Below are 25,156 nucleotides of genomic sequence, written 5' to 3' on the forward strand. Positions count from 1 at the left end.
CACGGGTCAGGCAGAGGCGGGAACAGCGAGGGGCGATCGGCTGTCGCCTGACAGGCCTCCGTACTGGTCGACTTCGAACGGAGCCGCGCCCGGCTTGGTTTCACGGTCCTTTCCGGTGTGGCCGTCCAGGACGACCGGCCCGTTGTTGGTCCGGCCATACACTGCGCCGTGCCAGAACGCGGTCACCTGGGGCACGATCCGGCCCGAGGCATCCGGCAGTGACCACACCTTCGCTGTGGTCGCCGCGTCGAAGACGACCACAGCGTTTACCTGCCCCGCGAGCTGGTCGTGGCACAGCACGAGGGACTGCTCATCTCCCCTGCACCGCCATGGGTGCAGATGCAGCTGGCCGCCGCCCGCATACCGGGCGCGCTCGGTGCCGGTACGGACATCCACCAGCACCAGGCTCTCCTGGACATTGCCGGCCAGCAGTCCCGGCCCGGCCGCGGACGCGTGCACGGCCCGGTCGGAGCTCGCCGCCGTCCAGCGGCGTTGCCCGCTGTCGAGTGCAAACCCACCGAGCTGGCCGTGAAAGCCCCCCGCGCCTGCCGCTTCTCCACCTGCCACCACGCCATCGGCGACGCTGACGGCGCTAAAACCCTTCTGCTGCCAGCGCAGTTGGCGCGTGGCCCGGTCCAGGACGTACGTCGTCTCGTCGGCCGTGACCACCACCGATGTCGTATCGGCCGTGATCACCTTCGGTGCGACGTTCTCGTCCGCTGCCAGACCACTGGCCTCGATGCGGGACGAGGGGGCGGGCGTGAACTCGGCACGCCACGCTGTCCTTCCCGACACCGCATCCACGGCCAGGACCTCGATGGCAGCCCTGGCGGGCATGGTTCCCTGGCCGGGGACGGTCCTGTCGTACGCCGCGAATACCGTCGCCCCGCCCTGGCCCGCGATGACATGGGGGGCTGCGCGGCGTGTGCCGAAACCGCCTCGGTCTGCCTTGTTGGTGGTGTCCACCGACCACTTGACGCTGGCCCGGGCGGTGTCGACCGCCTTCAGGCCGTCCTCGCCGGCCACATACGCGACGCCGTCCCGCAGGGACACCGCGGGGCGCGCCGCATCGCCGCTCGCGGTACTCGGCTGAGCCGCGTCCTCCAACGAGGTGTCCGAGCCTGAGACGGACCCGAACCGAGTCGGCGGATCGAAGGCCTTGCGCGGCTGCTCCGCCGCCTTTGCCGCAGGTCTGCTCGGCCGCTCCCCGCCCGCCGCCGTGGAACCACTGCTTGAACATGCCGACAGGGCCGCCCCGGCAACAACGGCGCAGAACAACCCCCGGGCCACACGTCCCTTAATCCATGCAGGCCTCATCAGCCATCCCCCGCAATCGACACTTCCTAGAACGCCCAGATCCGGACATTCGAACGAAATCAACTTCCCGCCGATGGCGGCAGCTTGCCCGCATGGCCCCGCGCCGCCCCAGGGCGGGCACCAGTAGCGGGCGGGAGCCCGCCCTTCTCCGGCCTGATCACCGTAACGCTCTGCTCATCGGTCGCAACAGCCTCACACGTGCGCCTGCCGGGGGAGCCCTCCGCGATGAAGCACGCAACGCCCGGCCCGCCTCGGCTTCCGGTGGAACAGCGGGTTGCGGGGCGGGCGCCCACCAGCCCTTGGTAAAGGAAAAGCAAAGCATGGGCTCCGGTGTCTGAATGGGCTTCGCGCACTGACTTGGTCCAGGTGAAGGGAAGTTTTCCAACTCATCTGGAGGCCACCGTGTGCACCGCTCCTATCCCGCGTACCGCGCTCGTCGGCGGCGCGGCATGAATACCGAACTCCCTGGTGTCCAGGCCGCCTTCACCGCCGCGCACTGGATCGCCTGGTCCGCCCCTCTCCTCGCGGTGATGGTCGCTGCCGGCGCCACCGCCTGGGCCAGTGCTTCCTGGCGCCGGCGCCGGAAGGCGCGGGCGACGCTCCTTGAGCGGTCCGTGGTCGAGGTGGTGCCGACCTCCGGATTTGCTCCGCTGGAGGGGGAGGTCCATCGCTGGGCGCACCACTTGGGGCGCGTCACGCGCTCTGCTTCGGGAGTGCCGGAGCGCGGTGCCGCGGTGCGGTTGCGTTACTGCGCTGAGACGGGCAGCAAGATGCACTGCTATCTCGAGGGACCCGTCCAGGCGGCCGCCGTGCTGGGGATGCCTGGCTTCGACGGGGTGGAAGTCCGCACCCACCACAGCCACCGGCGCCTCGAGCCCCTCGCTTTCCCCTGGCAGCGCGACGGGGGCCGTCCGTGACGGCGCCGGTCGACCTCCTGAAGGTGAACGCCACGGCCACCGGCGACGAAGCCGGCGCTGGGCGGGCCCGGTTCACAGAGCGCGTGGAGCTGGTGCTGGCGCTGGCAGACCAGAAGCCGCTGGCTGATCTGGGGCTGTCTCCTGACCCGTTGCAGCAGCTTGCGGCTGCGATGGCCAGTGTGCGCACGGAGGCGGGGGAGCGGGCCGAGGTGGTTGTGGACCTGGTGCCGGTGGGCGAGCGGCGCCTGGCGCGCCGCCGGCGCCGGCTCATGGCCCGCTCCCGCCGCCGTGGCCCCTCGGCCTACGGTGAGCGGCTGACGGGGGGCCTGGGCGGGGCAGGGGTGTGGGGGTCGGTGACCGCGGCCTGGTCCGGCGGTAAGACCACAGGCGTCCCGTCCGGCGCGAAGCGGTTGCCGCGGATGACGGACCTCAAGGCGGAAGTCGGGAAGTTCGACCCCGCTGCCGGAGCCGTCTTCGCCGTGCAGATCCTGCTGCGTACCCAGGCCACGCATCCGCAGCAGGCGCTGGCGCGGATGAACCAGCTGCTTGCGGCGTTCTCCATCACCAGCGGTGAAAACCACCTGCGGCCACGACGGCCGCGTACCCGCCGTGCGGTCGCTTCCTTCGACCGCCGTTTCAGGACAGGGGAGTTCGCCCCGATTCGGCGGCAGTGGATGACGGTGGCCGAGCTCGCCGGGTTCCTCAAGCCACCGACCAAGTCGTGCACCGCCCCCAGCATCGTGCGCTCCGGCGGACTGGTCCCGCCCGCCCCGGCCGACCTGCCCGTCTACACCGGACAGCCGGGCCTGGTGCCGCTCGGCGCCGTCGTCTACCCCGACGGTATCGAGCGCATTGGCGCCGCCCGGGCAGCCGACCTTCTGTTCGCCCTGATGCTTGGCAAGTCGGGCCACGGCAAGACCGAGGCCGCGCTGGTGCAGTGCATCGCGCTCGCGCACACCGGCTACGGCTGCTGGTTCCTGGACCCACACGGCGAGGCCTGGGCCCGCGCCAAGCCCTACCTGGCCCACCCGCACCTCATGGACCGGATGTGGGAGATCAACCTGGGCGAGGCCGATCCGGACCAGATGGTCGCGTCCTGGAACCCGCTGTCGATGGAACACCGCCAACCCTTCGACATCCAGAAGGTGGTGCGGGCGGTCACCGAAGCCATCGCGGCCGCCCAGGGCTGGGGCGAGCAGGCTCCGCGCGCCCACACCATCCTGGCCCGGGCCTGCCAGGCGATCGCCCTGCTCAACCACAAGGCGGTCAGCGAAGGCCACCCCGAGGCACAGGGCACCCTCTTCCAGCTGCGCCGGTGGCTGACCGACGAAAAGTGGCGCGGCAAGCTCCTGCCCCATCTGCCGGGCAGCGTGCAGAAGTACTGGCTCAAGACGTTCCTGGACATGCCCTCCGAGGCGGTACCCACCGTCACCTACGCCATCGACCGTCTCGACACCAGCCCCTCGCTGCAGGCGTTCTTCGGCTCACCGCGCTCCGGCTACGACGTACGCACCGCCATGGACACCGGCAAGGTGGTGTTCCTGTGCCCCGACGGCTCCGAGGCCGACGCCCTGGTGTCCTGCCTGCTCATCCACGACCTCTACCGCGCCGGCCGCTCCCGCCAGGACACCCACCGCAGCAAGCGGCGCACCTTCTGGTCCTGGGGCGATGAGCTCACCGCGGTCGACTCCTCCTCCAAAGGCTTCCTCGCGGCGATCGCCGAGCAGTTGCGCAAATACGAGGTGCGCTTCCTCGGCATGACGCAGATGGCGCTGCGGCTGTCCGCGATCACCCGCCAGTCCCTCATGCAGAACCAGTCACTGCTGAGCACCTGTGCCGCCGACTACGACGAAGCCGCCTATGTGGCCCGCCGCTGGAACGGCCAGGTCACCCCCGAGACCATCACCGAACTCCCCAAGTACCACCAGATCATGTCGATCACGCTGAACGGCCGGCGCACCAGCCCGTTTCGCGTGAGAGGCCTGCCCGTCGAAGAGGTCTTCGCCAACTGCCACAACCCTGCCGGCGTCCCGGACCTGGCCACGGCGATCGACAAGAACCTCCGCCGCCGCCCGCTCAAGGACATCCTCACGGAGCTGGAGGACCTGGACGACGTGATCCTCACCCACCACAACGGCCTCCAGCCCGCCGGCCCCGCCACTGCTGTCGGCGCCGACCCCACCACCAGCTACGCAGACAAGGAAGCTTCCTGATGCCCTATCCACACGCCGGGCTTGTTGCTCCGGGCCCCATCGCCCAAGAGGCCGCCCAGGTCATCTACCAGCACCGCATGCTCTCCACCCGCCAGCTCCACCAGCTGATCACCCCACAGCACGCTCATTCCGAATACATGCGCCGCCAGCTCCACACCCTGCGCAACGCGGGCCTGGCCGACACCGTCGGCCAGCGCCGCCACGGCCAGACCGAACTGCTGTGGTGGCTCACGGACAAAGGCGCCCAGGCCGTCGAGTCCGTCGGCCTGCTGCCCCCGCGCCCCTACCGCATGAACGCCGCGACTGCGCTGGGCCCGCTCCAGGCACACACCCTGGCCACCGTCGAGACCGGCCTGGCCTTCGTCACCCACGCCCGTCGACTGCGTCACGAATGCGGGCCGCTGGACTGGTCCCCGGAGAACGCACACGCCTACCGGGACGAGGCCCGGCCCGGCGAAGACCTCGCCCTCATTCCCGACGCCGTCCTCAACTACGTCCACACCGACCACAAACAACGCACCCGCACCATGCTGACCTTCTTCATCGAGGTCGACCGCACCCAGATGACCATCGCCCGCCTCGCCGCCAAGCTCCACGCCTACGCCGCTTACGAGCAGTTCGCCCTCCAGCCCGCCGGCCCCCGCGCCCGACGCAGCCCCGCCGCCCCGGCATGGCGCGCCCGCTACCCGGTCTTCCCCCGCCTGCTGCTGGTCCTCACCGGAGCCTCCACCGCACGGCTTCAGCGGCGTATCGCCGACCTTCGCAGCCTCGCCGCCAGCGACCCCCTCCTGAACACCACACCGCTGCGCGCCGGAGTCACCACCCTCGAACAGCTCCGCGAACACGGCCCCTTCGCCCCCGTCTTCACCCCCGTCCTCGGCCCGGACGGGCCCACCGACGCCTGGCTGCGCGCCCCGCACCCCGCAGCACCCATCTCGGCATGACCGCCCCCGGCCCGACCCACCGCATCAACACCTCCAAGGAGCCCCAGATGGCCGTGTCCTCCGCCTACCAGCCCACCGGGAACTGCGCCCACGTCCGCTGCATCGAGACGATCGAGACGCCGTTCATCACCGAGCTGGTCGCCGCCGCCGCCCACCTCAAGAACGCCGCCCGCCTCGCCGGGACCCCTGCCGCGCTCCTGCTGCCCCGGGGGAGCTCCGTCAGCGAGCAGCAGATGAGCATCTGGGCCGCGATGAACGCCCACAGCATCGCCGCCCTCCTGGACGAGATCACCGCGGCCTACCCCAGCCTCCCCGCCAATACCGCCCCCGAGTCCGGGAACTAAGCCCGGCTGCCGGTCCAGCCTCATCCCGTTCCTCCGGTACTCGCCATAGCGAAAGGACAGTTCCCGTGCGCTTCCGCCTCCTCCGCCACAAGAACAGCCCGTCGGCCACCACCGCCGGCGTGCCGCTGCCCGCGTGCATCCCGCCAAAGTGCGACGCCCTGGAGGCCATTCCTGACCTCTACTCGCCGCTGCTCGCCGAGATGATGGCGATCTACTGCCACACCCGGCCGCTCGGTGCCCTGTCCCAGAGCGAGCGCTGCGTGAACGAATTCCAGATGACTGCCCGCTCGATCATCAACCACATCCTGGAGGGGTGGGCCCACCAGACCGACGGCCAGGGATCGATAGACGACCTTCTGCTCACGCCTCGCAACTCCATGACGACAACGCTCCCGTCAGCCCGACGCCCCGACAACTCTTCTGCTGAGGAGCAGCGCCTTGCTTCCTGACGCCATTTCACCGAGCTCACGGACGATGCGACATGCCCTGCTGGGTGCGGCGTCGGCCTGTCAGGACCGCAGGAACGACACGGGGGAGGGGCGCATGGAGCCCGCCCGTGTCAGTGCCGGACCCCTGGCGGATTGCTACGTGCCCTCCCGCGCGCGGGGGACCGGGTATCCCCCTTGAGGGGAGCTTGATGACGTAGCCCACGCGAGGGGCCGCTCTTCCGCGCCGTCTTCCCCAACGTCCGCGTTCGCTGCCCCGGCCAGGTCACCCGATCCTCATCGGGCCCACCGGCCAACCTGTCACCGCTATCCCCAGGGCTAGACCCCCTGGTCAGGCGAAGTGCCCGGGCTTTCACCGGACAGTTACTCGGTTCTGCCTGAACCACCCCTTGCGGGGCTTTGTTGTGCCCCGGTGCAGACGCATCAGAGAACGGCTTCAGCGTGCCTGACGATTCCCCATGCCGCCATGCCGACTGGACGGCATCCCCCGAGGTGTCCGAGTCGGCACCCGCACCGGACACCTCGCGCCATGCCTTCACGCCCGTGCGCCAGGCTTCCGAACAGGAAGTGACCACCACCGCCTCCCGGCAGCTGCGCCACGCCAACGACTTTCGGGCAGCTGCCCAGTTCATGGTCGCCTCCGGCCACCTCCCGGGGGCGGGCCGGACCACGCTGCGCCTCGCGGAAGCCTTCGCTAGCAGGATGGAGCGCAGCAAGGACGGGCACTTCGTATTCAACATCGAAGCAACCTGCCGTGAGCTCGGGCTGCGGCGCCGTGCCGTCCTGAACCACTCGAGAATCCTGCGGGAACTGGGCCTAACCGCCTATGTCGAGCACGGCACCAGGACCAATTCCCAGCGCACCCGGCACGGCGCGGCCTGGACGCAGGAGCACGGGTATCGGGGTACGGCCACCATCTTCGCGGCGGTGGCCCCGCCCGCCTGGGACCACGCCATGGGCCGGCGGATCGACGGAAGCGGCTACCAGGCCCGCCCAATCGGGGTCACTGAGAAGGGCCGGGCGCGCGCCATTGCCGCGGCCTGCCGGAAGACGGCTTCCCCGGCCCCGCGGAGAACCTCCTCGTGCACCCCTTCTGTTGTGGTCCCACAGGACCACAGTCAGCTAAAGGTAGAGGGAGGTAGTAAATACACCTCGCGCACGCGCGCGACAGGCCGAAACAACGCCCACCGCCCCTCGAGCCCAACCCGGCACCGCAGTAGCCCGGCTGACTGCGCCCGCGGCATCGCGATCGCCGAACAGCTGCAACTCGAGGTCTGGTGGCTCCACCGCGGCTGTACCCGCCGCCTCGCCTACGTCCTGCGCCCCCTGATCGCCTCCGGCTGGACCTGGCAGGCCCTCACCGCCGAACTGCGCACCTGGGGCGTCCCTGGCTACCTGAGAGATCCCGCGGCCTACGTCCGCCACCAGCTCGCACGTCTTCAGCACTACGGCCATCTCGCCCACACCGGTACTCCCGCGCTGGGCGACGACCAAATCGACGAGGACGGTTCCCGGCACCAGGCAATGCTCCGCGGCCGCCAGCAGCGCAGCCACCCGGCGTGGCAGCACTACGCCGAACACGTGCGATCCGAGCTTCGCCGACGGCTCCAGGAAGCACGCAGCGAGCCCCCGCAAACGCCGGTGCCGGAATATCGGCCCTGGCTGCGGGAGCCCGAGCACCTCCACTTGCGATCCCTGTCGCTCGAGGCGGCCTATGGGCCCGAGGCCAGCCCCCGGCAGATCTACGCGGCCCGCGCATCCAACCGCCCCTTGGCGGCCCGCCAAGAGGCCGCCACTGTGTGCTGGCCGGACCAGGGGTGGCTAGAGCAGATGCGTGAGGAGATGGAAGCCAAGCGGGCGTGCGCCGTACTTCAGGCAGAACTCGACAACTGGCAGGCCACGCAGGCCTTCACCAGCAGAACCACCTGAACCGACAGGCGCTGCTCCTCCTGTTCGGCTACGCGAAAACGGGGAGAGCTGCAGAGCTTCCGTGCCAACTGCGGCGGGGGAGCCTGCGAAGACGCCCGGCGCCGGATGGTCCGCGCCGATGGCAGATCCGATCCGGGCCACGACAAGACGCAAGGCCCCGGGGGAGGGCCCTGTGTCTGTGCATGCTCTGGGGTTGAGGCAGCCTGTCCAATGGCCCCTCCGGTGACGGGCGACGGTTAGACAGATGTCGGAGGCCCTGAACTGGCATAACGGGCTGTGCTGTTGGCAAATCTTTGCGTAACGTAGGTGACCAGGGATGTTGCCTGTGGCAGTTGATTGGACCGGCGGCGGGCAGACCGGCCAGCTCACCGAGGCCCGTATGAGCGCCATGGGCATCACTGTGGCCGAAGTCCAGGTCCTCACCAAGCCAACCCGTCACTGAGTTTGAGAGAGGCACGACCCCGTATGGAATCCCCCGCCGCTCCGCCGGTGCCACGCCCTTCCAGCCCCGTCCGCACCGATCTGCCTATCACCACGACGGCCCCGGTCAAGCGGCAGCGCCGCTGGTCGGTGGCGGCACTGTGCATCGTGCTGGCCGTGGTGGCCGGGCTCGGCGCGGCCGCCGCCGTCACCTCGGCCGGCGACCGGGTCAAGGTGCTGGCCATCGCCCGTGACGTTCCTGCCGGTCAGGCGATCACGGACGCGGACCTGATCGTGGCCGAGGTGTCCGCCGATGCCGCGCTGGCGCCGATGCCCGCTGCCGACCGCACCGCTGTCGTCGGCAAGCGCCCGGCAGTCGACCTGCGCAAGGGCGGCCTGCTCACCGCCTCGCAGCTCGGCGTCGGATCGGGACTCGGGGACAACCAGCAGCAGGTGGGTGTCCAGGTCAAGCCCGGCCAGGCCCCGGCCGGCACCCTCGCTCCCGGCGACAAGGTCCTCGCGGTGACCACCCCCGGACAGTCCGACCAGGCGGGCGGCAAAAGCGAAACACCGCCGCAGACCATCTCCGCCGCGGTGGTGAGTGTCAGCCGGCCCGATGCCTCGGGCACCGTCGTCGTCAACCTCGCCGTCGAAACCAGTGTCGGGCCGCTGCTGGCGGCCCGGGCATCGACCGGACACATCGCCCTGGTACGCCAGCCGCGGAGCAGCTGATGCCGGTCACTGCCCTCGTCTCCGCCAAATCTTCAGGCGTCACCACCAGCGCCCTCGCACTCGCGTTGGCCTCGGGCCGCCCCACCACGCTCGCCGAGTGCGATCCATCCGGCGGCACCATCCGGTCCGGGTTCCTGCAGAACGAGGTGAGTGCCGGGTTCGGCCTGTACCACCTGGCGAAGGCCGAACGGGTCGGTCCGGACGCCCTGGCCAACGCCTTCGCCTCCCACCTGTGGCCGCTGGACGATGCGGGCCACCGTCAGCTGCTGCCCGGCCTTACCGACCCCGCCCAGGCCGCGGCACTGAGCCGGACCTGGCCCTCACTCGCTCACATCATGCGGGTTCTGGCTACCCAGGCAAGCCAGGACGTCTTCATCGACGCCGGCCGCCTCGCCCTGGATGCCGGCCGACTTCACCCCACCCTTACCCCGGCCCCGCTGCTGCACCAGGCCGACCTCGTCCTGCTCGTGGTCCGCGGCACCGACCAGTCGCTCACCCTGGCCCGTCACCTCCTCAAGCCCTTGACGGCCGAACTATCCGAGCACGGCAGCGGATCCGACGCACTGGGCCTGCTCTTGATCGAATCCGGCCCCTACCGGGCCCACCAGGTCGCCGAATCCCTCAAGCTGCCCGTGATGGCCGCGCTGCCCTTCGATCCGGAGAGCGCCACCTACCTGACCCAGGGCGGGCCGCAACCACGCGGATACAAGCGCAGCCAACTGCTCCGCCACGCACGCACTGCCACCCAGCAGCTCGAAGCTGTGGCCGCCCGCCGGCAGGTTCAGCGCCAGTACGCGCCCGAGCCCGCGAGCACGCAGCTGGCCGGCGTGCTGGAACGGCTCAACCACAAGCGCAAGGGAGTCCCGCATGGCTGACACCCACCAGCGCCCCGGAGCGGGCGGCCCCGCGCCCATGGGCCGTGACGAACTCGCCGGCCTGCTCGCCGGGCACCTGACCACCAGCCGCATTCCCGCGCCGGCCGCCGAGCCGGTCCCGGTACGCCCGACGCCACCCGTCGCGAGCCCGGCCCACGTACCCAGCCTGGCCAGCATGCCGGGCGAACTGCCCATCGCCTACGCGGACATTGAGGCCCTCCAGGTAGAGGTATCCAAGGCGCTGAGTGATGCCGATCCGGCACGCCTGATGGAGGAGGGCGACCGGCGCGCCCTGGCGCGTTCGTTGGCCACCCAGGCCGTCGCCCAGTATGCGACCCTGCATGCCCAGGGTCAGGGCAACGTCCCGCTGACCGTCGAGCAGGAACGAACCATAGGCAACGCGGTCTTCGACGCCATGTTCCGTGGCGGCCGCTTGCAGTCCCTGCTGGACGAGGACGGCGTCGAGGACGTCATGGTCGACGGGCTGACCGCGCACGTGGAGTACTACGACCGGCCCCGCCGCACGGTGGAGCGGGTCACGGAGTCGCACGAGAATCTCGTCGCGTGGGTCAACCGGATGGCCAGCCTCTCCGGTCACGGCGAGCGGAGTCTGACCCCCGCAACGCCGATGGTGGGATTCCGGATGCCCGACGGGTCCCGTGTCACGGCGTCCACCCTTACGACGCGGCCGTCCGTCGTGATCCGCAAGCATCGCGTCCGTGACGACGGACTGGCTGAACTGGTCCAGTGGGGCACCCTCAACCCGTTGCTTCAGGCGTTCCTCGTCGCGTGCGTGCACGCCAAGCTGAATATCTTGGTCGTCGGTGACATGGGCTCGGGCAAGACCACCTTGGTGCGCGGACTGGGCCGGGAGATCCCGGCCTTCGAGCGGCTGGTCACCCTGGAGTCGGACCGAGAGCTCTACCTGGACGAACCCGGCCGTAAGCCGGGGCCGCTCACCTTCGCCTTCGAGGCGAGGCAGTCCAACGGCGAGCGGCAGGGCGACAAGCTGGCGGGTGAGATCAGCATCGCCGACATGTTCTCCACCGCGCTGCGCTACAACGCCTCGCGGGTCATCGTCGGTGAGGTCCGCAGCACCGAGGTGCTGCCCATGCTCCAGGCGATGTCGGCGGGCGGGTCCGGGTCGATGTGCACGCTTCACGTGCGCCGCCCCCACGCGATCATCAGCCGCCTGGTGCAGCTGTGCACCGAGGCGGGCATGGCCACCGAGGCCGCCCACCACCTGATCGCCGCGTCCATCGACGTCGTCGTCTACATCAGCTACCTCAACGAAACCGGCATCGGCGGCAGGAAGCACCGCTTCGTCTCCCACATCCACGAGGTCCACGACGTGGTCGGCGAGGGCGGACGGCCCACCACCACCCAGCTGTTCGCCCCCACCGCGGGCGAACGCCGCGCGATCTACCAGAACATGCCGTCCTTCATCGACGACCTGGAGCTCACCGGCCTGTTCCGGCGCGAATGGCTGATGGACAACCCGACGAAGGCCTGGGGCCCGCCTCTGCAGACGGTGGGCCGACGATGACCACTCCCGAACAGGGGCTCGTCGTCGCCCTGACGACCGCTTCACTCACCTGGGGGCGCTGGTGACGACTGCTCAACTCGCTCTGGTCGCGGCGTGCTGCGCGATCCTCGCTGTCGTGGTGGCCTTCGCCGCCGTACGGGAGATCCGCGGCCGTGTCCCCGACCCCCTCAAACCCCCGTCCAGGATGGCCGGGCGCATCCGGCGGACTAAGGCGGAGCTGCCCGAGCAGTGGCAACAGCGTTGGCGCCATCTGGTCACCACTGCGGTCATCGTTGCGCTGGGGGTGTGGGCGTGGACGGGCTGGCCGGTCCACGGTCTGCTCGCCGGCGCCGTCGTCCTCGGGGTGCCCTACATTCTCAACCCCGGCACCGCCGCCCAGCTGCGCATCGAGCGCCTGGAGGCGATCGCGCAGTGGCTCAACCACCTGGCCGGTGTCCACACCGCCGGCATCAGCCTGTCCCAAACCGTGCAGGCCTCCGCCAAGTCCGCACCTGGCCCCATCGCCTCCTATGTGCGTCGGCTGGCGGAGCGGCTGCGCGCCGGCATGGATGCCCATATTGCGTTCGCACTGTTCGCCGACGAACTGGGCGACGGTGTCGTCGACCACGTCGTGCTCCTGATGCAGTCCCACGCCGTTTACAAGGGCGAGGGACTGGCCGATGCCCTCGAAGCTCTCGCGCTGAACATCGACCAGCAGGCCAAGGATGCCCGGGATGTGGAAGCCGACCGGTCCAAGACCCGCAAGAGTGCCCGCATCGTGTCGCTGGTCGTGTTCTGCGTGGTCCTGGGCTGCATGCTCAACAAGGCCTGGGCGGGCTGGTACCAGTCACCGATCGGCCAGATCGCCCTCGCCGTGCTGGGCGGCTTCTTCGCGATGAACCTCAACTGGCTGCGCCGCTACGCCCGCACCGCCCCCAACCCCCGCCTTCTCGACCCCCTCATTCACTCGGTGCCCCGGCCGGCCGAGCACCTCGCCTCGGGAGGAAACCGATGATCCCGCTGAACGCGGTGCTGCCCGCGGCGGCGGCCGGCGCCCTGGTCGGTCTGGCCGTGAAAGCGGCCTGGCCAGCGAAACCCGACCTGAATGCGGTCCTCGACCGCCTTGATGCGGAAAAGGCCCCGGCCCTCCAGCTCGCCTCCTCCGACTCGGCCGCCCCGGACAACGTCGCCGAGAAGGTCGGCACCAGGCTCCTCGAGGAGTGGGGCGGCCGCCTGGCGCTGCCAGTGAAGGACCTGGCGCTCCTGCGGAAGTCACCCGCCGAATTCCTCGGCCGCCGCGTGCTGTTCTCGCTCGGCGGACTGCTCTTCCCCCAGCTGTTCCAGGCCCTGATGGCGCTGGCCGGTGCGCCCTTCCCATACGTGATCCCGCTGTTCCTCTCCCTGGGCCTGGCCGCCCTGATGTGGATCTGGCCCAGGATCGAATTGCGCCGTGAAGCTGCCGCCACCCGCCTGATCGTGCGCCACGCGGTTGCCTCCTACCTCGAGCGGGTCGCCCTGGCACGCATCGCGAACTCGGGCGCAGCCCAGGCGCTGACCAAGACCGCCGAGGTCGGCGACGGGTTCATCTTCGCCCGCATGCGCCGCGTCTTCGCCCAGGCCGACCTGTCCGGCGTCACCGTGTGGGACGCACTCAAGCAGCTCGGCGACGAGCTCGACATCCCTGAACTGACCCGCCCCGCCGACACCCTGGCCCTGGCCGGTGAGGGCGCCGCCGTCTACACCACCCTGCAGGCCCAGGCCCGCCAGCTGCGTGTCGCGCTGCTGGCCGACGCCAAGAGCCAGGCCAACGCCGCCAGCGCGGCGATGGTCCTGCCCGTCACCTTCGCCGTCATCCTCATGCTCGCCTTCGTGATGATCCCGCTGACCGTCACCATCCTCGGCAGCTGAACGACAAGGACCCTCGTGAACCTCCGCCTACGTGCTCCGCTCACTTCAGGCCGCCGCAGCCGAGCTAACGCGGCCGGCCAGGACGCCGGGCACGCATCTGTTGAGCAGTCCCTCATGATCGTCGTGTTGCTCGTGATGGCGATCGTGTTCTATTTCGTTCTCCCGCAGATCCCCTTCGTCAAGAGCCTCTTCGGCAACTGAACCCCAGGAGAATCAGCATGGACATCCGAGCACTGACCGCTCTGCTCCGTACCCGCTGGCACCAGATGCAGGTGGCCCGGGACGCAGGCCAGTCCTCGACCGAGGTCGCCGTTTTCGCGGCCGTCCTCATCGTCGTGGCCGGCGCCATCGCCCTCGCCATCAAGACCAAGGTCGCCGAGAAGATCGGCATCATCAACGGCGGCTGACCGACAATCACCAACGAGCGGCAGTACAGCAGCGCAGGAGAGGGGGAGCGGGTTGATGAGAGTCCACGAACGCATGCGGCACCGTCTGCATGACCTGCACCGGGACCGCGGCGTGGGCAGTGTGGAGTTCGCGATTCTGGCTGTCGTCGTGCTGCTGCTCACCTTCACCGCCATCCAGGTCGGTCTGTACTACCACGCACGGAAGGTCGCCCAGTCCGCCGCCCGCCAAGGCGTCGAGGCGGCCCGCCAGTTCGGCGCCACCCCCGGCGACGGTGTCGCCCAGGCGCAGGACTTCCTCGCGAAGTTCGGCGGCAGCGTCCAAGGCTCCAGCGTGTCCTCGGCCGGGAGCAGCGCCGGCCAGATCCGCATCACTGTCCACGGCAGCGTCGCCACTCTCGTTCCCGGCCTGCACCTGAACGTCACGCAGCACGCTGACGCGCCTGTCGAAGTCTGGACCGCCCCGTGAATGCCCCCGCGCCCAAGCGGCGCCCGCTGGCCAGGGCACGCCGGGCCGCCCGGGAAGACCGCGGCAGCTACGCGGTGGAAACCGCCGTGCTGGCCCCCGCCCTCATCGCCCTGCTCCTCCTGATGATCGCGTTCGGCCGGGTCACCGACGCCGACGGCGCGGTCGACTCCGCCGCCCGCGCGGCCGCCCGCGCCGCCTCCCTCGAGCGCGACGCCGCCAGCGCCCAGGTCAAGGCCCAAGCCGCAGCGGACCGGAGCCTTACCGGCGACGGCGTCACCTGCCGCATCTCCACCGTGACCGTCGACACCGCCGGCTACGCCCAACAGGTCGGCGTGGATGCGACGGTGACCGCGTCCGTGTCCTGTGTCGCGGACCTGTCCGACATCGGGCTGCCGGGCCTGCCTGGATCCAAGACACTCCACTCGTCCTGGACGAGCCCGCTCGATACATACAGAGGCAGAGCTCTTGGGTTCGGGAATTCTGAAGGTCCATGGAGTACGAACCGAAGTATGGAGGCCGTGCAGTGAGCGCGCGACAGTGCTTGGGTTCACGCACGTGATCACCGCGCTGCTCCGGGCCGTCCGCCGTCGCGCCGCGCTCACTCCGCGCGGCGGGGACCGCGGCTCGATGTCGATCTTCTTCGCGCTGGCCGCCCTCGCCATCCTGATGGTGCTGGGACTCCTGGTCGACGGCGGCGGCGCCCTGAACGCCGCGAACCGTGCCACCTCCCTGGCCCAGGAAGCCGCCCGCACCGCCGGCCAGCAACTCGACCCTGCCCAGGCCGTCCAGGGCACCGCCATCACCGTCGACCCGAGCGCCGCGGCCGGCGCCGCACGCGACTACCTCGCCGCCCGCAACGTGTCCGGCGACGTCAGCGTCAGCGACGACGGCCGCACTCTGAACGTCACCGTCCACGCCACCTACACCACCCTCTTCGCCCAGCTGGTGGGCCGCTCCACGATCAACGTGACCGGCACCGCCCACGCTCACCTGCAGACCCAAGCCGCTGGAGGCTGACCGCGATGGCACCCCCCACCCCCGCACCCCTGCGCCTGCTCGGCAGGCTCCTGCGCGCCGCGGCCGGCCTGGCCCTCCTCCTCGCCCTAACCGCCGGCCTCCCCCTTCTCCTGCTGAAGGTCGGCCACCAGCCCGGCGAACTCACCGGCGGCTGGGACCTGCTCACCCAGCAGGACGACGGCTCCCTGCTCCTGGTCGTCCTCACCCTCATCGGCTGGGCGGCCTGGGCGGCGTTCACCGGCTCAGCGCTCCTGGAGACCGTGGCTCTCCTGCGCGGCCGCTCGGCGCGCCGCATCCGCGGTCTGGGCGGACTGCAGTCCCTGGCCGGCTTCCTGATCGGCTCCATCGTGCTGCTCGCCCCGACCGCAGCCTCGGCCGCCACCCCGGCCTCGGCTGTCGCCGCCCCTGCGGTGCACACCGCCGGCACAGCAAGCCCGAGCCCGTCGGCCAGCGCAAGCACGGCCGCCGTTCCCAGCGACGAGGCGAACTGGCCCACCCACACCGTGACGTCGGCTACTGAGGCGCCCTGGGACCTGGCCGTCACCTACCTCGGCGACGGCCAGCGGTGGAAAGACATCGCCGCCCTCAACCCGGACGTGCCGCACATCGCGGCGGGGGACCAGTACCTGCCCCAGGGCGCGGTCATCAAGCTCCCCGCCGACGCCCGCACCACCGCGGCCGCCGCCCCGGCATCCCCGACGTCCGCGCCGAATGCCCCAGCGAGGGAGCGCCAGGACGAGCACCAGGGGGAGAAGAACACAGATACCGCAGCGAGCCACCCAGCAGGCGAGGCCTCGGAGCACACCGTCCAAGACGGTGAAAACCTCTCGCTGATCGCCGGAAAGACGTACGGCGACCCGGACAAGTGGCGCGAGATCTTCGAGGCCAACCAGGGGGAGGCGCAGCCCGGCGGCCACCACTTCACCGACCCCGACCTCGTCTATCCGGGACAGCACCTCACCCTCCCGAAGGCGGGCACCACCACCCCTCCCGCCCACGCTGGCAGGACCGGCGAGCACCCCACCACACCACCGGCCCCCGGCCCCTCTTCGCCGCCCCACCACGGCGACACGAGCCCCAGCGTCCCGGACCAGGCCTCCGGGACGGATGCCGGGCAGCCCCAGTCCCGGCGGCCGAACCCCTCGGCCAGCCCGGCGCACCCCACGCAGACCGAGGTCCCGGCTCCGAGCACCTCTGCGCCCGCGCCCCCGAGCCAGCACAACACCCCGCCGCCCGCTTCCTCCCCGCACGCGGCAGACGAAACGTCCGTTCCGGTCACGGCCGTGGCCGCAGGAGTCGGCCTCATGGCCGCAGCTCTCATCACCACCGTCACACTCCGCCGACGCGTACAACAGCGACGCCTGCGCCCCGGACGGCGCATCCCCATGCCCCAGGGCAGCGCGGCCGACACCGAGTACAGCCTGCGCGTCTACCAGCACCCCACCGGGTTCGATCTGCTGGACCGCGCGCTACGCACCCTTGCCTTCAACCTGGCCGCCGCCGGGCGCCCCCTACCGGTCATCGAAGCCGTGGTCCTCCATGAGGCTCGCGTTGAACTCCACCTTGCCCAGGACACCGTGCCAATGAAGCCGTTCACCGCGGCAGCCGGCCGACAGGACCTGTGGACCTGCCCGGCCTCCCACCCCGCCCTGGCCGACGATGAATCCCGCGCCCAGACCCAGGCTCCCTACCCCGCCCTCGTCTCCCTCGGCTGGGACGACCAAGGCCACCTCGTCCTCATCGACCTCGAACATGTCGGCGTCCTCCAGCTCACGGGTGACCCTGCCCTGTCCCGGCACGCACTCCAGGCCATCGCCGTCGAACTCGCCAACACTCCGCTGCCCGGCCACCTGGAACTGTCCCTCCTCGGCGACACCACACCAGGACTCGAAGACGCAGTACCGGAACGAGCGGCCCGCACGAGGGAACTTGCGGCGGCCGCCGACGAGCTGGCGCTGCACACCCAAGGCCAGCGCCGTGCTCTCAACGCTCTTGACACCGATTCGCTCCGCGAGGCCCGGCTCCGCGAGGACGGCGGCGACTCCTGGACCCCGCACATCGTGCTCGCCGACCAGCCCACCCCCGGCGCCGACACCGACCATCTACTGGAGCTGCTCGCCGACGAGCCCCGTACGGCGGCCGCCGTCATCACCACCCTCGCAGCGCCGGCCGATCCGACGGCCGGCCCCGTTGAAGGCGCCTGGACGCTGGTGTGCCAGGACAAGGACACGATGATCGTTCTGCCCGGCTCCGGTCTGTCGATCCGCCTGCAAGCCCTGGGAGACGAACACTTCAGCGACTCCATCGAGATCCTCACTCTGGCGTCCAGCACGGCCGACGTGCCTGCCGCCCCAGGCACCTACGCCGACCTCGACGACGAATCCGATGGCCTGGACGCATACTCCGGTGACGCCGACGAACCACTCGAGAACCCAGCCGAGGACGTCGATGCTGAAGAAACCGAGGAAGCCGAAGGCGAGTACGGGCTTCCCGCCGAGTACGCCGACCCGGACGACCACGCTTCCGATGACGACGACCGAGCGGGCAAGGAGGACAGCGGAAGGGAAGAGGGGAACACGGGGCTCTCACTCGAAGATGTGCTTGCCGGCCGCGACACACCAGCGGCCCCCGCAACCACCCAGCCGACCGCGAGCGTGCCCTGCGCGGCCCCGACGCGGGCCATCCATGCCAGCGTCCCCAACCCCGCCCGGACGCCCCACGGCACACCGGACCCCGAAGCCACAACCGAGACAGACGACGGGCCGACTGTGCTCCTCCTTGGCCCGCTCACGGTGGAAGGCACCTCAAAACGAGTCGACTCCAACCGCATGAGCCGCAGCATCGAACTAGCGGCCTTCCTTGCCCTGAACCCCGGAGCCGACCGCCACGCCGTCGACTATGCCCTGTGGCCGACCAAGCGCCGCGACAGCGCCCGCCGCGATCAGGCCGTCTCCCGCACCCGCTCCTGGCTGGGCCAGGAGCACTTCCCGCGCATCAGCAAGACCGGCGACGCCCGCTACCGGCTCGGCCCCCGAGTCACCTGTGACTGGTCCCGCTTCCAGGACCTTGCCCGCACCGGCCACGCTGACGACACCGAAGACGGCAACCTTGCCCTACGCCGCGCCCTTGCCCTCGTCCGCGGCCGCCCCTTCGCCGCCACCGACCCCGGCCGATACGAGTGGGCGGTACCCGTCATCGAGGACATGATCTCGGCGATCGGGCACGCAGCCGCCGAACTCTCCACACGCTGCCGGGAAGCGGGCGACATCCCCGGAGCGCTCTGGGCAGCACGCCGGGGACTGCTCGCAGCCGCGGACAATGAACTGCTCCACCGCCAGATCTTCCTTGCCCACCATGCCGCAGGCGACATCGACGCCCTCCGTCAGGCCGCCGCCAACCTCGCCAAGGTCAACGAAGGCGAAAAACCAGGCGATGAACTCGATATGGAGACGGAGACCGCCCAACTCCTCCACAGCCTGCTGCCCCGGCCCGCGGCTACGCACTGACGGCTGGGGGACGGCGCCGCGTGGCTAGGCAGGTGGCCACGTGCGGACCACGATCAGCTTCTTGCCGCGGCCAAGATGGTCGGCCGCAGGGCAGGACTGCGAGGCTGGCACGTTGATCCGAGAGTTGGCTGTACTGGTGGTTCGATCGTTGGATCGGAGGTGGACCGAAACCACTGCCGAGGGTTGGATCCGTATTTTCGCGATCTTGGTCGTCTCCGCTGGTCAGCCCTACTGGGCAAGGCTGTTTGCGACGCCGACACCTTCTTACACGCGATAGTCGTGGAGGAGGTTAGTTTCACAGAGGAGGGCAGGGCGGCGGCTGGTCGCCTCGGCTGCCCAGCTCTTTTCCTTCGGTATCCCCGCACCTATCCGAGCCGGATCGCAGACCGATAGCCGACCGTACGAAGAGGTGAGTGCCTTGCGGGCGGCTCGCTTACTCAACTGCCTTGGGAACTCCTGTGACTGGCCCTGTTCTGCGCGTTACGGTGATCCGGTTCTGTTCGCGACTGCACGGGGGTGGCCCGATGGTGACGGCTCGACAGAAGCATGGCGCGGCCGCGATCGGCGGCGCCGTGGCGCTCGCTTTCGCGCTCGCTGGATGCGGCGGCAACGGCAAGGACGACAAGGCGTCCTCTGCGCCTCCGGCGGCCGTGACGACCTCAGCGTCTCCCATGGCGTCGGCTGATCCGAAGGCAGCCGAGAAGAGGGCGGTGCTCACCGCGTTCGATGCGATGTGGGCGGAGCGGACGAAGGCGTATGCCCAGGCGGATGCCAAGGGCACTCAGCTGGAAAAGTACGCGACGCTGGACGCGCTAGGAAAGATCCGGATCGATCTGGCCCGGATGCGTGAGGCCGGGACGGTCGTGCGCGGGGGGAGCAAGCAGACAGGCGCCGCAGTGACGGTGCTCGACCTGACGGCCAAGACACCCAAGGCGTCCGTCTCAACATGTATCGACCTGTCGTCGCGCGAGACGTACGACACCCGCAAAAAGGCAGTGGTGCCCCTGCCGACGAACCAGCCGCGCCGGTACGTGGCGACGGCCGGTCTGGAGAAGTGGCCGGGAGGGTGGATCGTCACCACCTACACACCGGAGGGAGCCCGCACATGCTGAGACGGGCGGTGTCGGCCGCAGTGTGCCTGGTAGGTGTTCTCGCCCCGGCCGCGCACGCCGACGGCACCGGCGGCGGCATCTGTGCCGGCTCGGACATGGACGTCACGGTGTGCGCCTCGGACGACATGGCGGCACCGGGGTCCGGCGGTTCGGGTGGCATGGACACCACGGCCGGCACCCCGGCAAGCCACGGGGGCGGAGGCACGGCCAAGCCCTGCACCTACACCAAACTCGACCCCCCGCCCCCGCCGGAGAACCTGGGCTGGGAGGGACACACCGCCAAGGACGGCGCGGTGTACCAGGTTGAGTGCCCGGACACGGGCCGCGTCGGCGTCGTGTTCGTGGCGAACGGCGCGGCGGGCCCTGCCGCACCGACGATCGACCCCGAGCTGGTGGCGCGCCGCGCGGTCGATTCCATGAAGCTGGTGGGTCCTGATGTCGCCAGCCCCCGCGCGGGCGGCCGGTACGTCGTCGGGATGCCGATGTGGATGTGGGTGCAGCAGAGTCCGACAACGTTCGGGCCGAACACCGCGTCGGCCACGGCGGGCGGTGTCACGGTCACGGCGCGGGCCGAGGTGTCGTCCATCGCGTGGGCCATGGGCGACGGCACCACGATCACCTGCACCGGCCCTGGCACCCCATACGATGCCTCCCAAGGCAAGGCCATGTCACCGGACTGCGGGCACCGTTACAAAGGCCCGTCAACCACGCAGAGCGGCGGGAAGTACGCCGGGACGGCGACGGCCACATGGACCGTGAAATGGCAGGCACCGGCCCTCGGAGACGGTGGTGAATTCACCGAAGTACGTCGGACGCCGTTCACAGTCGACGTGCGCGAGGTGCAAGTTCTGAACTGACACCGGCGCCCGGAGCCCCACCAGGTAAGCGCTGGAGACGCCCCGGCCCAACCCCGGTTGGGCGCCGTCCTTGCTCGACAGAGGGCTACTCGGTTGTTCGCGCGCCTGCTTGCCCCGATTCCGGCTTCGTCGGGCCGAACGCACTGGCACAACCAGGGAGGCGACTGGGGAGAGCAGCGCCTTCTGCGGATGCATCGACGGTGACGTTCGCGGTGGAGGAGCGGGGCCCTGGGCCGGGCGGGCGTACAGGGCCCCAAGTGGCGCGGGCCCGTGGGGCGGACGCCCGCGTCAGAGGCTCAACCCCGCGGCCGTTCCCAGGACACGGCCGCCGGTATCGGCCCCACCCGCATGGGGCAAACGCACGCGGTGCCGGGTCGGCGAAGGATGGGTCGCATGGAAAAAGAACTTTCCCGGATGCCAGGCGCTGACGGTCATCGCGGCGGTAGTGGGCCTGAAAGCGGCCGGGGCCGGTGTTCCGTCACCGGCATGAGCCAGCCACCCGCCCCGGCCGCTGTCACTCTAACGGCCGCGCGCGGCCCTCGTGCGGGGTGCGTCTTGCCGCGGGGAGTGCGTCAGTCCCCCGTGCTGTCCCCGGTCCCGGTGGCTTCTTTGAACTCCCGCACGATGCGGGCGATGGGTTGTGGACGGTCGCGTAATTCGGCTCTGTCGACGATCTCGTGATGTCGGCAAGATCAGGGACTGTGGAGTACGCGACTGCGGAGGAGATCGAGGTTGGCGCGGCCAAATCCCATGCGCTTGAGAAGTTTGACGCGTGTCACATGTCCCTCGACCTGGCCTGAACTCCACGTGGTGGATAACGCGGCAGTCACGGCGTCGAGATCGCGGAGCAGGCCGTTGACGAGGGAGTGCAGGGCCGGCAGGTCGTCGGCGAGGACGCGGGCCATCCAGTCGGGTAGTTGGTCACTTCGCAGGTCGCGCATCATGGTGGCGAAGTCGCGGACGTGCCGTGCAGCGGCGTCGAGTTCGGGGCAGACGGCCCGGATTTCCTTGAGCTCAGCTGCGTCGCCCTCGGCGAGGTGCCCAGGGTTCGTCATGATCCAGCGGACGACGCGGCGGGGCTTCGGAGCTGGTCGGTGTTCGGGAGGAGGTGCGGGCGGGTCCTTGGGCAGAGGGCTGTGAGGCTTCTTGAACGGGCGGAAGTAGCGGCGGACGTACTGGACATCTCCGGTGAAGCCTCGCTCGCGCAGTTCACGATGAAGTTGGGGAATGTCGTGACAGCCGTCGAGCCACCGTTGGTGCAGGTAGGGCTTGAACGCGTCCACCAGGGTCGCTCGGTTGGTGGCCTTGACCAGCAGCTCTTCGAGACTCTGTGCACGGGCGAAACGACGCACGGTGGAGTGATCAAGCCGTAGCTCCCGCCCGATGGCGCGCAGTGATTTACCCTCGGCCAGCTGCTGCTGCACCGCCTCGTACCGCTCCGTGGTGCGGACGACCAGGCGCCGGGGGCGCCCCAGGTAGTCGAGTGTCCCGTCCTGCGGCACGAACGGCACGGCCTCGGCGGCGGGCGCCTTCGTGACCTGACCCACCGCGGTCGGCTCCGTGGCGACCCGGGGTGTCGCGAACGCGGCCCGGATGCAGCCGTGGTGGGAGCCGACGGTGCTCTCCAGCGCCTCGGCGAGGTTCCGCCACAAGTGCCACCCGTCCGCGACCTGTTGGGCCTGCGGGGCGCCGATGCGGGCGCCCTCCGCGTAGGCGCCGGCCCGGTTCCGGCAAATGATCTCTACCTCGGGATGTCTGCGGAGCCAGGCAGCCAGCGGCGCGGCGTCCCGCCCAGGCAGCACATCGAGTGGCCGCCGGGCCTCCAGGTCGATGAGAAGGGTGGCGTACGAATTGCCCTTGCGTAGCGCGAAGTCGTCGACTCCCAACACCCTGACCTGGGGCGAAGGCGGTTCGGGAACGGCACGCAACAGGTGCAGGAGGGCGTCCTTCGCAACCCGGATGCTCAGCGCGGCGGCCAGCCGTGCCCCGGGACGGCCCGCTAGCGCCAGCGCGATCGAGGTGAGAACCGCCTGCAGCAGCGGGGTGTACCGGGCGTGCGGCCTGGAAAGTCCCGGAACTTGCTCGGCGAACGTCACTGCCGGACAACGGGAGTTGAGGCACTTGAAGCGGCGCACCGTCAGCTCGATCACGACCGGGGCACCGCCGATGGGAGCATCAGAGAGACGTCGAAGGTAGCGGCCGTGGACCCGCCAAGACGGCATCCTGCATGCCGAGCATCTCGCCGGCAGGGTCCGACACGACGCACGAAACGTGACCACCCCAGCCACCCGCTCGACGGACTCGATGGCCACACCTGTCAAATGCGGCAGTAACCGCCCCAAATCCCTTGAATCGCACACCCGGTAGATGCCCAGTTCCACCGGATGGCATCACAAGATCGTCGACAGAGCCGAATTACGCGACCGCTCACAGGAGTGGATGACCACGACCATGCGCCACGACTGCGCTGGGGCGGCACGGTCCCGACTCCGGCTTGAACGCGGCGCCGCCCGGCTGGGGCCGGTGCTGTCACGGGTGTTGGGCGCTGGGGTGCCGGGTGAGGGCGTAGCCGATGTCGAAGGTGTCGGCTGACATGCGGGTGTCGTTGATCTCGAGCACGGTGCCGTCGGGGCCGGTGGTGGTGCGGGTGATACGCAGGAGCGGGACGCCTTTGGGCAGGTGCAGGCGGTCGCTTTCGGTGGGGGTGGGCATGCGGGCGCTGACGGCTTCTTCCCAGGACAGAGGGGCGTGGCCCATCTGTTCGAGGAGGTCGTAGATGCCTCCGGGGCCGGTGTCCTTCTGGGCCAGCTGGGTGCCGCGGGCGAGGGAGGCGGGCAGGTAGCTGGTGGCCAGCTGGAGCGGGGTCCCGGTGGTGGCCTCGCCCATGAGGCGGTCTCGCACCAGAACGTCCTGCTGCTCTTCGCCCTCCGGGAGCCCGAGGAGGGTGGCGATGTCGCGGGGGGCGGGTGCCCAGGTGATGGCGGGCGGCTCCAGGGCGGTCCAGGACTGGGCAGAGGCGTCGAAGTAGTAGCCGCGTTCGTCGCGGAGGACCTGGCGGCCGCGGGTGAGGCGCCGGCGGGCGGGCCGGGCGCGGACGACCGTTCCGCGGCGGCGGATCACGTCGACCAGGCCCTCGGCTTCGAGCTGGGCCACAGCTTCGCGGGCGGTCTGCTTGGCGACTTTGTGCCGCTGGGCGAGGTCGACGATTTTCGGCAGGGTGCCGCCTGCCGGGTAGGTCCCGTCCTCGATGGCGGCGCGCAGTTCAGCTGCCATCTGCCGGTAGGCGGGGTTACTCATCCGTACCTCCTGTTTCATGCGGATTCGGACAACCTTCTGCGACAGTCCTAGCCCTATTGACGGCTTGTTCGGCGCTGCCCAAGATAGTCCTAGTTCTAACGTACCGTCAGTGTTGCGGTCCATCCCACCGCCGGCCGCTGCCCACGGGCTTGCCGGAAACCCGAAGCCACCACGACACCGAGCCAGTGGCGTGGCCACGACCGCCCCGCCGCCAGCCCTTCCTGATCCTCACCAGCCTCAACTGGGGTGACGCATGCTCCTCACCGTCGTACGCCACGCTGAGTCGATCGAGAACGCGACCAAGCACACCAGCTTCTACCAGGACCCCCGGCCGTGGACCAGCCCGGCCGCGCACGCCCTGTCCCGCGACCTCGTGGGGCTGACGCCGCGCGGCTACCGCCAGTGCCAGTGGCTGAGCGCCGCGCTCAAGGACCTCGCGGGCCGTGACCCGTACGTGTACTCCTCGCAGTATCGGCGGGCCCTGGACACCGTGGAGCTGGCGCTGCCCGGGCGGACCGCCGACGTCACCGCCCTGCTCAACGAGCAGCACTACGGCGACGCCACGTACATGACCAAGCGTGAGCTGTTCGCGACCTGGCCCGCGTGCGAGGTGGACCGCCAGACCCGCAAGCACCTGTGGACGCCCCCGGGCGAGGGCAGCGAGTCCTTGGCGGTCGGCGTACTGCGCCGGGCGACGGCGTTCGTCGAAGGCATCGGCGAACGCGCGCCGGCCGTGGTGGCCGTGACCCACCACACGGCGATCCTGGCGCTGCGCAGCATGCTGGAGCGCAGGCCTGTGACCGAGCTGGTGGAGGAGGCCCAGGTGCGCAAGACACCCAACGCGGGGGTCCTGGTCTACGAGCGGCGCGGCGGGGGCTTCCGCCAGGTCGACGCCGCCGAACCGGACTGCTGAGAAGGGAGCCC

The 25,156-nt window shown here is 70.0% G+C and carries 23 protein-coding genes; 20 read left to right on the plus strand and 3 right to left on the minus strand.

The window, feature by feature from the left end; translation table 11 throughout:
- Nucleotides 1–6: 6 nt before the first annotated feature.
- Entirely contained in the window at nucleotides 7–1,026 is a 1,020-nt protein-coding gene (locus ABR738_RS01430; RefSeq protein ID WP_350228094.1) for a PQQ-binding-like beta-propeller repeat protein, read from the minus strand.
- Nucleotides 1,027–1,766: 740 nt separating this feature from the next.
- Between ABR738_RS01430 and ABR738_RS01435 the strand changes: the two genes are divergently transcribed.
- From ABR738_RS01435 to ABR738_RS01525, 19 genes are all read left to right on the plus strand, one after another.
- On the plus strand, nucleotides 1,767–2,234 hold the full coding sequence (locus tag ABR738_RS01435; protein WP_350228095.1) for a hypothetical protein: 468 nt from the start codon (nucleotides 1,767–1,769) through the stop codon (nucleotides 2,232–2,234).
- Nucleotides 2,231–4,447 carry a type IV secretory system conjugative DNA transfer family protein gene (locus ABR738_RS01440; protein WP_350228096.1) on the plus strand — a complete coding sequence of 739 codons (2,217 nt, stop codon included), beginning with the start codon at nucleotides 2,231–2,233 and terminating at the stop codon, nucleotides 4,445–4,447. The genes ABR738_RS01435 and ABR738_RS01440 overlap by 4 nt, the downstream gene beginning before the upstream one ends.
- The gene (locus tag ABR738_RS01445) at nucleotides 4,447–5,391 is read left to right on the plus strand and encodes a replication-relaxation family protein (protein WP_350228097.1); all 945 of its coding nucleotides are present in this window, start codon (nucleotides 4,447–4,449) and stop codon (nucleotides 5,389–5,391) included. Before ABR738_RS01440 ends, ABR738_RS01445 begins: the two co-directional genes overlap by 1 nt.
- Nucleotides 5,388–5,735, plus strand: coding sequence for a hypothetical protein (locus ABR738_RS01450; protein ID WP_350228098.1), 348 nt, complete (start codon nucleotides 5,388–5,390; stop codon nucleotides 5,733–5,735). Before ABR738_RS01445 ends, ABR738_RS01450 begins: the two co-directional genes overlap by 4 nt.
- Nucleotides 5,736–5,800: 65 nt before the next feature.
- Nucleotides 5,801–6,184, plus strand: a complete 384-nt coding sequence (locus tag ABR738_RS01455; RefSeq protein WP_350228099.1) for a hypothetical protein — start codon at nucleotides 5,801–5,803, stop codon at nucleotides 6,182–6,184.
- Nucleotides 6,185–6,622: 438 nt separating this feature from the next.
- The gene (locus ABR738_RS01460) at nucleotides 6,623–8,110 is read left to right on the plus strand and encodes a hypothetical protein (RefSeq protein ID WP_350228100.1); all 1,488 of its coding nucleotides are present in this window, start codon (nucleotides 6,623–6,625) and stop codon (nucleotides 8,108–8,110) included.
- A 489-nt stretch (nucleotides 8,111–8,599) separates the two neighbouring features.
- Entirely contained in the window at nucleotides 8,600–9,262 is a 663-nt protein-coding gene (locus tag ABR738_RS01465) for an SAF domain-containing protein (protein WP_350228101.1), read from the plus strand.
- Nucleotides 9,262–10,137, plus strand: coding sequence for a MinD/ParA family ATP-binding protein (locus ABR738_RS01470; protein ID WP_350228102.1), 876 nt, complete (start codon nucleotides 9,262–9,264; stop codon nucleotides 10,135–10,137). Before ABR738_RS01465 ends, ABR738_RS01470 begins: the two co-directional genes overlap by 1 nt.
- Nucleotides 10,130–11,683 carry a TadA family conjugal transfer-associated ATPase gene (locus tag ABR738_RS01475; RefSeq protein WP_350228103.1) on the plus strand — a complete coding sequence of 518 codons (1,554 nt, stop codon included), beginning with the start codon at nucleotides 10,130–10,132 and terminating at the stop codon, nucleotides 11,681–11,683. Before ABR738_RS01470 ends, ABR738_RS01475 begins: the two co-directional genes overlap by 8 nt.
- A 61-nt stretch (nucleotides 11,684–11,744) precedes the next feature.
- Nucleotides 11,745–12,677 (plus strand): type II secretion system F family protein, encoded by a 933-nt coding sequence (locus ABR738_RS01480; protein ID WP_350228104.1) that lies wholly within the window; start codon nucleotides 11,745–11,747, stop codon nucleotides 12,675–12,677.
- Nucleotides 12,674–13,570, plus strand: a complete 897-nt coding sequence (locus tag ABR738_RS01485; RefSeq protein WP_350228105.1) for a type II secretion system F family protein — start codon at nucleotides 12,674–12,676, stop codon at nucleotides 13,568–13,570. The genes ABR738_RS01480 and ABR738_RS01485 overlap by 4 nt, the downstream gene beginning before the upstream one ends.
- Nucleotides 13,571–13,585: 15 nt before the next feature.
- On the plus strand, nucleotides 13,586–13,771 hold the full coding sequence (locus ABR738_RS01490; protein WP_350228106.1) for a hypothetical protein: 186 nt from the start codon (nucleotides 13,586–13,588) through the stop codon (nucleotides 13,769–13,771).
- A 17-nt stretch (nucleotides 13,772–13,788) separates the two neighbouring features.
- Nucleotides 13,789–13,977, plus strand: a complete 189-nt coding sequence (locus tag ABR738_RS01495; protein WP_350228107.1) for a hypothetical protein — start codon at nucleotides 13,789–13,791, stop codon at nucleotides 13,975–13,977.
- 55 nt (nucleotides 13,978–14,032) lie between these two features.
- Nucleotides 14,033–14,443 (plus strand): TadE/TadG family type IV pilus assembly protein, encoded by a 411-nt coding sequence (locus ABR738_RS01500; protein WP_350228108.1) that lies wholly within the window; start codon nucleotides 14,033–14,035, stop codon nucleotides 14,441–14,443.
- Nucleotides 14,440–14,970 carry a TadE/TadG family type IV pilus assembly protein gene (locus tag ABR738_RS01505; RefSeq protein WP_350228109.1) on the plus strand — a complete coding sequence of 177 codons (531 nt, stop codon included), beginning with the start codon at nucleotides 14,440–14,442 and terminating at the stop codon, nucleotides 14,968–14,970. Before ABR738_RS01500 ends, ABR738_RS01505 begins: the two co-directional genes overlap by 4 nt.
- A gap of 10 nt (nucleotides 14,971–14,980) precedes the next feature.
- Nucleotides 14,981–15,460, plus strand: coding sequence for a TadE/TadG family type IV pilus assembly protein (locus tag ABR738_RS01510; protein ID WP_350228110.1), 480 nt, complete (start codon nucleotides 14,981–14,983; stop codon nucleotides 15,458–15,460).
- A 5-nt stretch (nucleotides 15,461–15,465) separates the two neighbouring features.
- On the plus strand, nucleotides 15,466–18,966 hold the full coding sequence (locus ABR738_RS01515; RefSeq protein WP_350228111.1) for a hypothetical protein: 3,501 nt from the start codon (nucleotides 15,466–15,468) through the stop codon (nucleotides 18,964–18,966).
- A gap of 524 nt (nucleotides 18,967–19,490) precedes the next feature.
- Nucleotides 19,491–20,078: a hypothetical protein gene (locus ABR738_RS01520; protein ID WP_350228112.1), complete on the plus strand. Its 588-nt coding sequence runs from the start codon at nucleotides 19,491–19,493 to the stop codon at nucleotides 20,076–20,078.
- Nucleotides 20,072–20,935, plus strand: a complete 864-nt coding sequence (locus ABR738_RS01525; protein ID WP_350228113.1) for an ATP/GTP-binding protein — start codon at nucleotides 20,072–20,074, stop codon at nucleotides 20,933–20,935. Before ABR738_RS01520 ends, ABR738_RS01525 begins: the two co-directional genes overlap by 7 nt.
- 692 nt (nucleotides 20,936–21,627) lie before the next feature.
- Here ABR738_RS01525 and ABR738_RS01530 read toward each other — a convergent pair.
- Together ABR738_RS01530 and ABR738_RS01535 are read right to left on the minus strand one after the other, a co-directional pair.
- Entirely contained in the window at nucleotides 21,628–23,316 is a 1,689-nt protein-coding gene (locus ABR738_RS01530) for an ISL3 family transposase (protein WP_350228114.1), read from the minus strand.
- A gap of 148 nt (nucleotides 23,317–23,464) precedes the next feature.
- Nucleotides 23,465–24,232 carry a GntR family transcriptional regulator gene (locus tag ABR738_RS01535; RefSeq protein WP_350228115.1) on the minus strand — a complete coding sequence of 256 codons (768 nt, stop codon included), beginning with the start codon at nucleotides 24,230–24,232 and terminating at the stop codon, nucleotides 23,465–23,467.
- 253 nt (nucleotides 24,233–24,485) lie between these two features.
- Here ABR738_RS01535 and ABR738_RS01540 point away from each other — a divergent pair, with 253 nt between their 5' ends.
- Nucleotides 24,486–25,145, plus strand: a complete 660-nt coding sequence (locus ABR738_RS01540; protein WP_350228116.1) for a histidine phosphatase family protein — start codon at nucleotides 24,486–24,488, stop codon at nucleotides 25,143–25,145.
- Nucleotides 25,146–25,156 lie beyond the last annotated feature (11 nt).

Source organism: Streptomyces sp. Edi4 (genome assembly GCF_040253615.1).
Classification (GTDB): domain Bacteria; phylum Actinomycetota; class Actinomycetes; order Streptomycetales; family Streptomycetaceae; genus Streptomyces.

Excerpts from the sequence above, each read along its gene's own strand:
- ABR738_RS01435 (WP_350228095.1), top strand. The coding sequence starts at position 1,767 with ATGAATACCGAACTCCCTGGTGTCCAGGCCGCCTTCACCGCCGCGCAC.
- ABR738_RS01445 (WP_350228097.1), top strand. The coding sequence starts at position 4,447 with ATGCCCTATCCACACGCCGGGCTTGTTGCTCCGGGCCCCATCGCCCAA.
- ABR738_RS01450 (WP_350228098.1), top strand. The coding sequence starts at position 5,388 with ATGACCGCCCCCGGCCCGACCCACCGCATCAACACCTCCAAGGAGCCC.
- ABR738_RS01470 (WP_350228102.1), top strand. The coding sequence starts at position 9,262 with ATGCCGGTCACTGCCCTCGTCTCCGCCAAATCTTCAGGCGTCACCACC.
- ABR738_RS01475 (WP_350228103.1), top strand. The coding sequence starts at position 10,130 with ATGGCTGACACCCACCAGCGCCCCGGAGCGGGCGGCCCCGCGCCCATG.
- ABR738_RS01485 (WP_350228105.1), top strand. The coding sequence starts at position 12,674 with ATGATCCCGCTGAACGCGGTGCTGCCCGCGGCGGCGGCCGGCGCCCTG.
- ABR738_RS01495 (WP_350228107.1), top strand. The coding sequence starts at position 13,789 with ATGGACATCCGAGCACTGACCGCTCTGCTCCGTACCCGCTGGCACCAG.
- ABR738_RS01500 (WP_350228108.1), top strand. The coding sequence starts at position 14,033 with ATGAGAGTCCACGAACGCATGCGGCACCGTCTGCATGACCTGCACCGG.
- ABR738_RS01515 (WP_350228111.1), top strand. The coding sequence starts at position 15,466 with ATGGCACCCCCCACCCCCGCACCCCTGCGCCTGCTCGGCAGGCTCCTG.
- ABR738_RS01520 (WP_350228112.1), top strand. The coding sequence starts at position 19,491 with ATGGTGACGGCTCGACAGAAGCATGGCGCGGCCGCGATCGGCGGCGCC.
- ABR738_RS01525 (WP_350228113.1), top strand. The coding sequence starts at position 20,072 with ATGCTGAGACGGGCGGTGTCGGCCGCAGTGTGCCTGGTAGGTGTTCTC.
- ABR738_RS01535 (WP_350228115.1), bottom strand. The coding sequence starts at position 24,232 with ATGAGTAACCCCGCCTACCGGCAGATGGCAGCTGAACTGCGCGCCGCC.
- ABR738_RS01540 (WP_350228116.1), top strand. The coding sequence starts at position 24,486 with ATGCTCCTCACCGTCGTACGCCACGCTGAGTCGATCGAGAACGCGACC.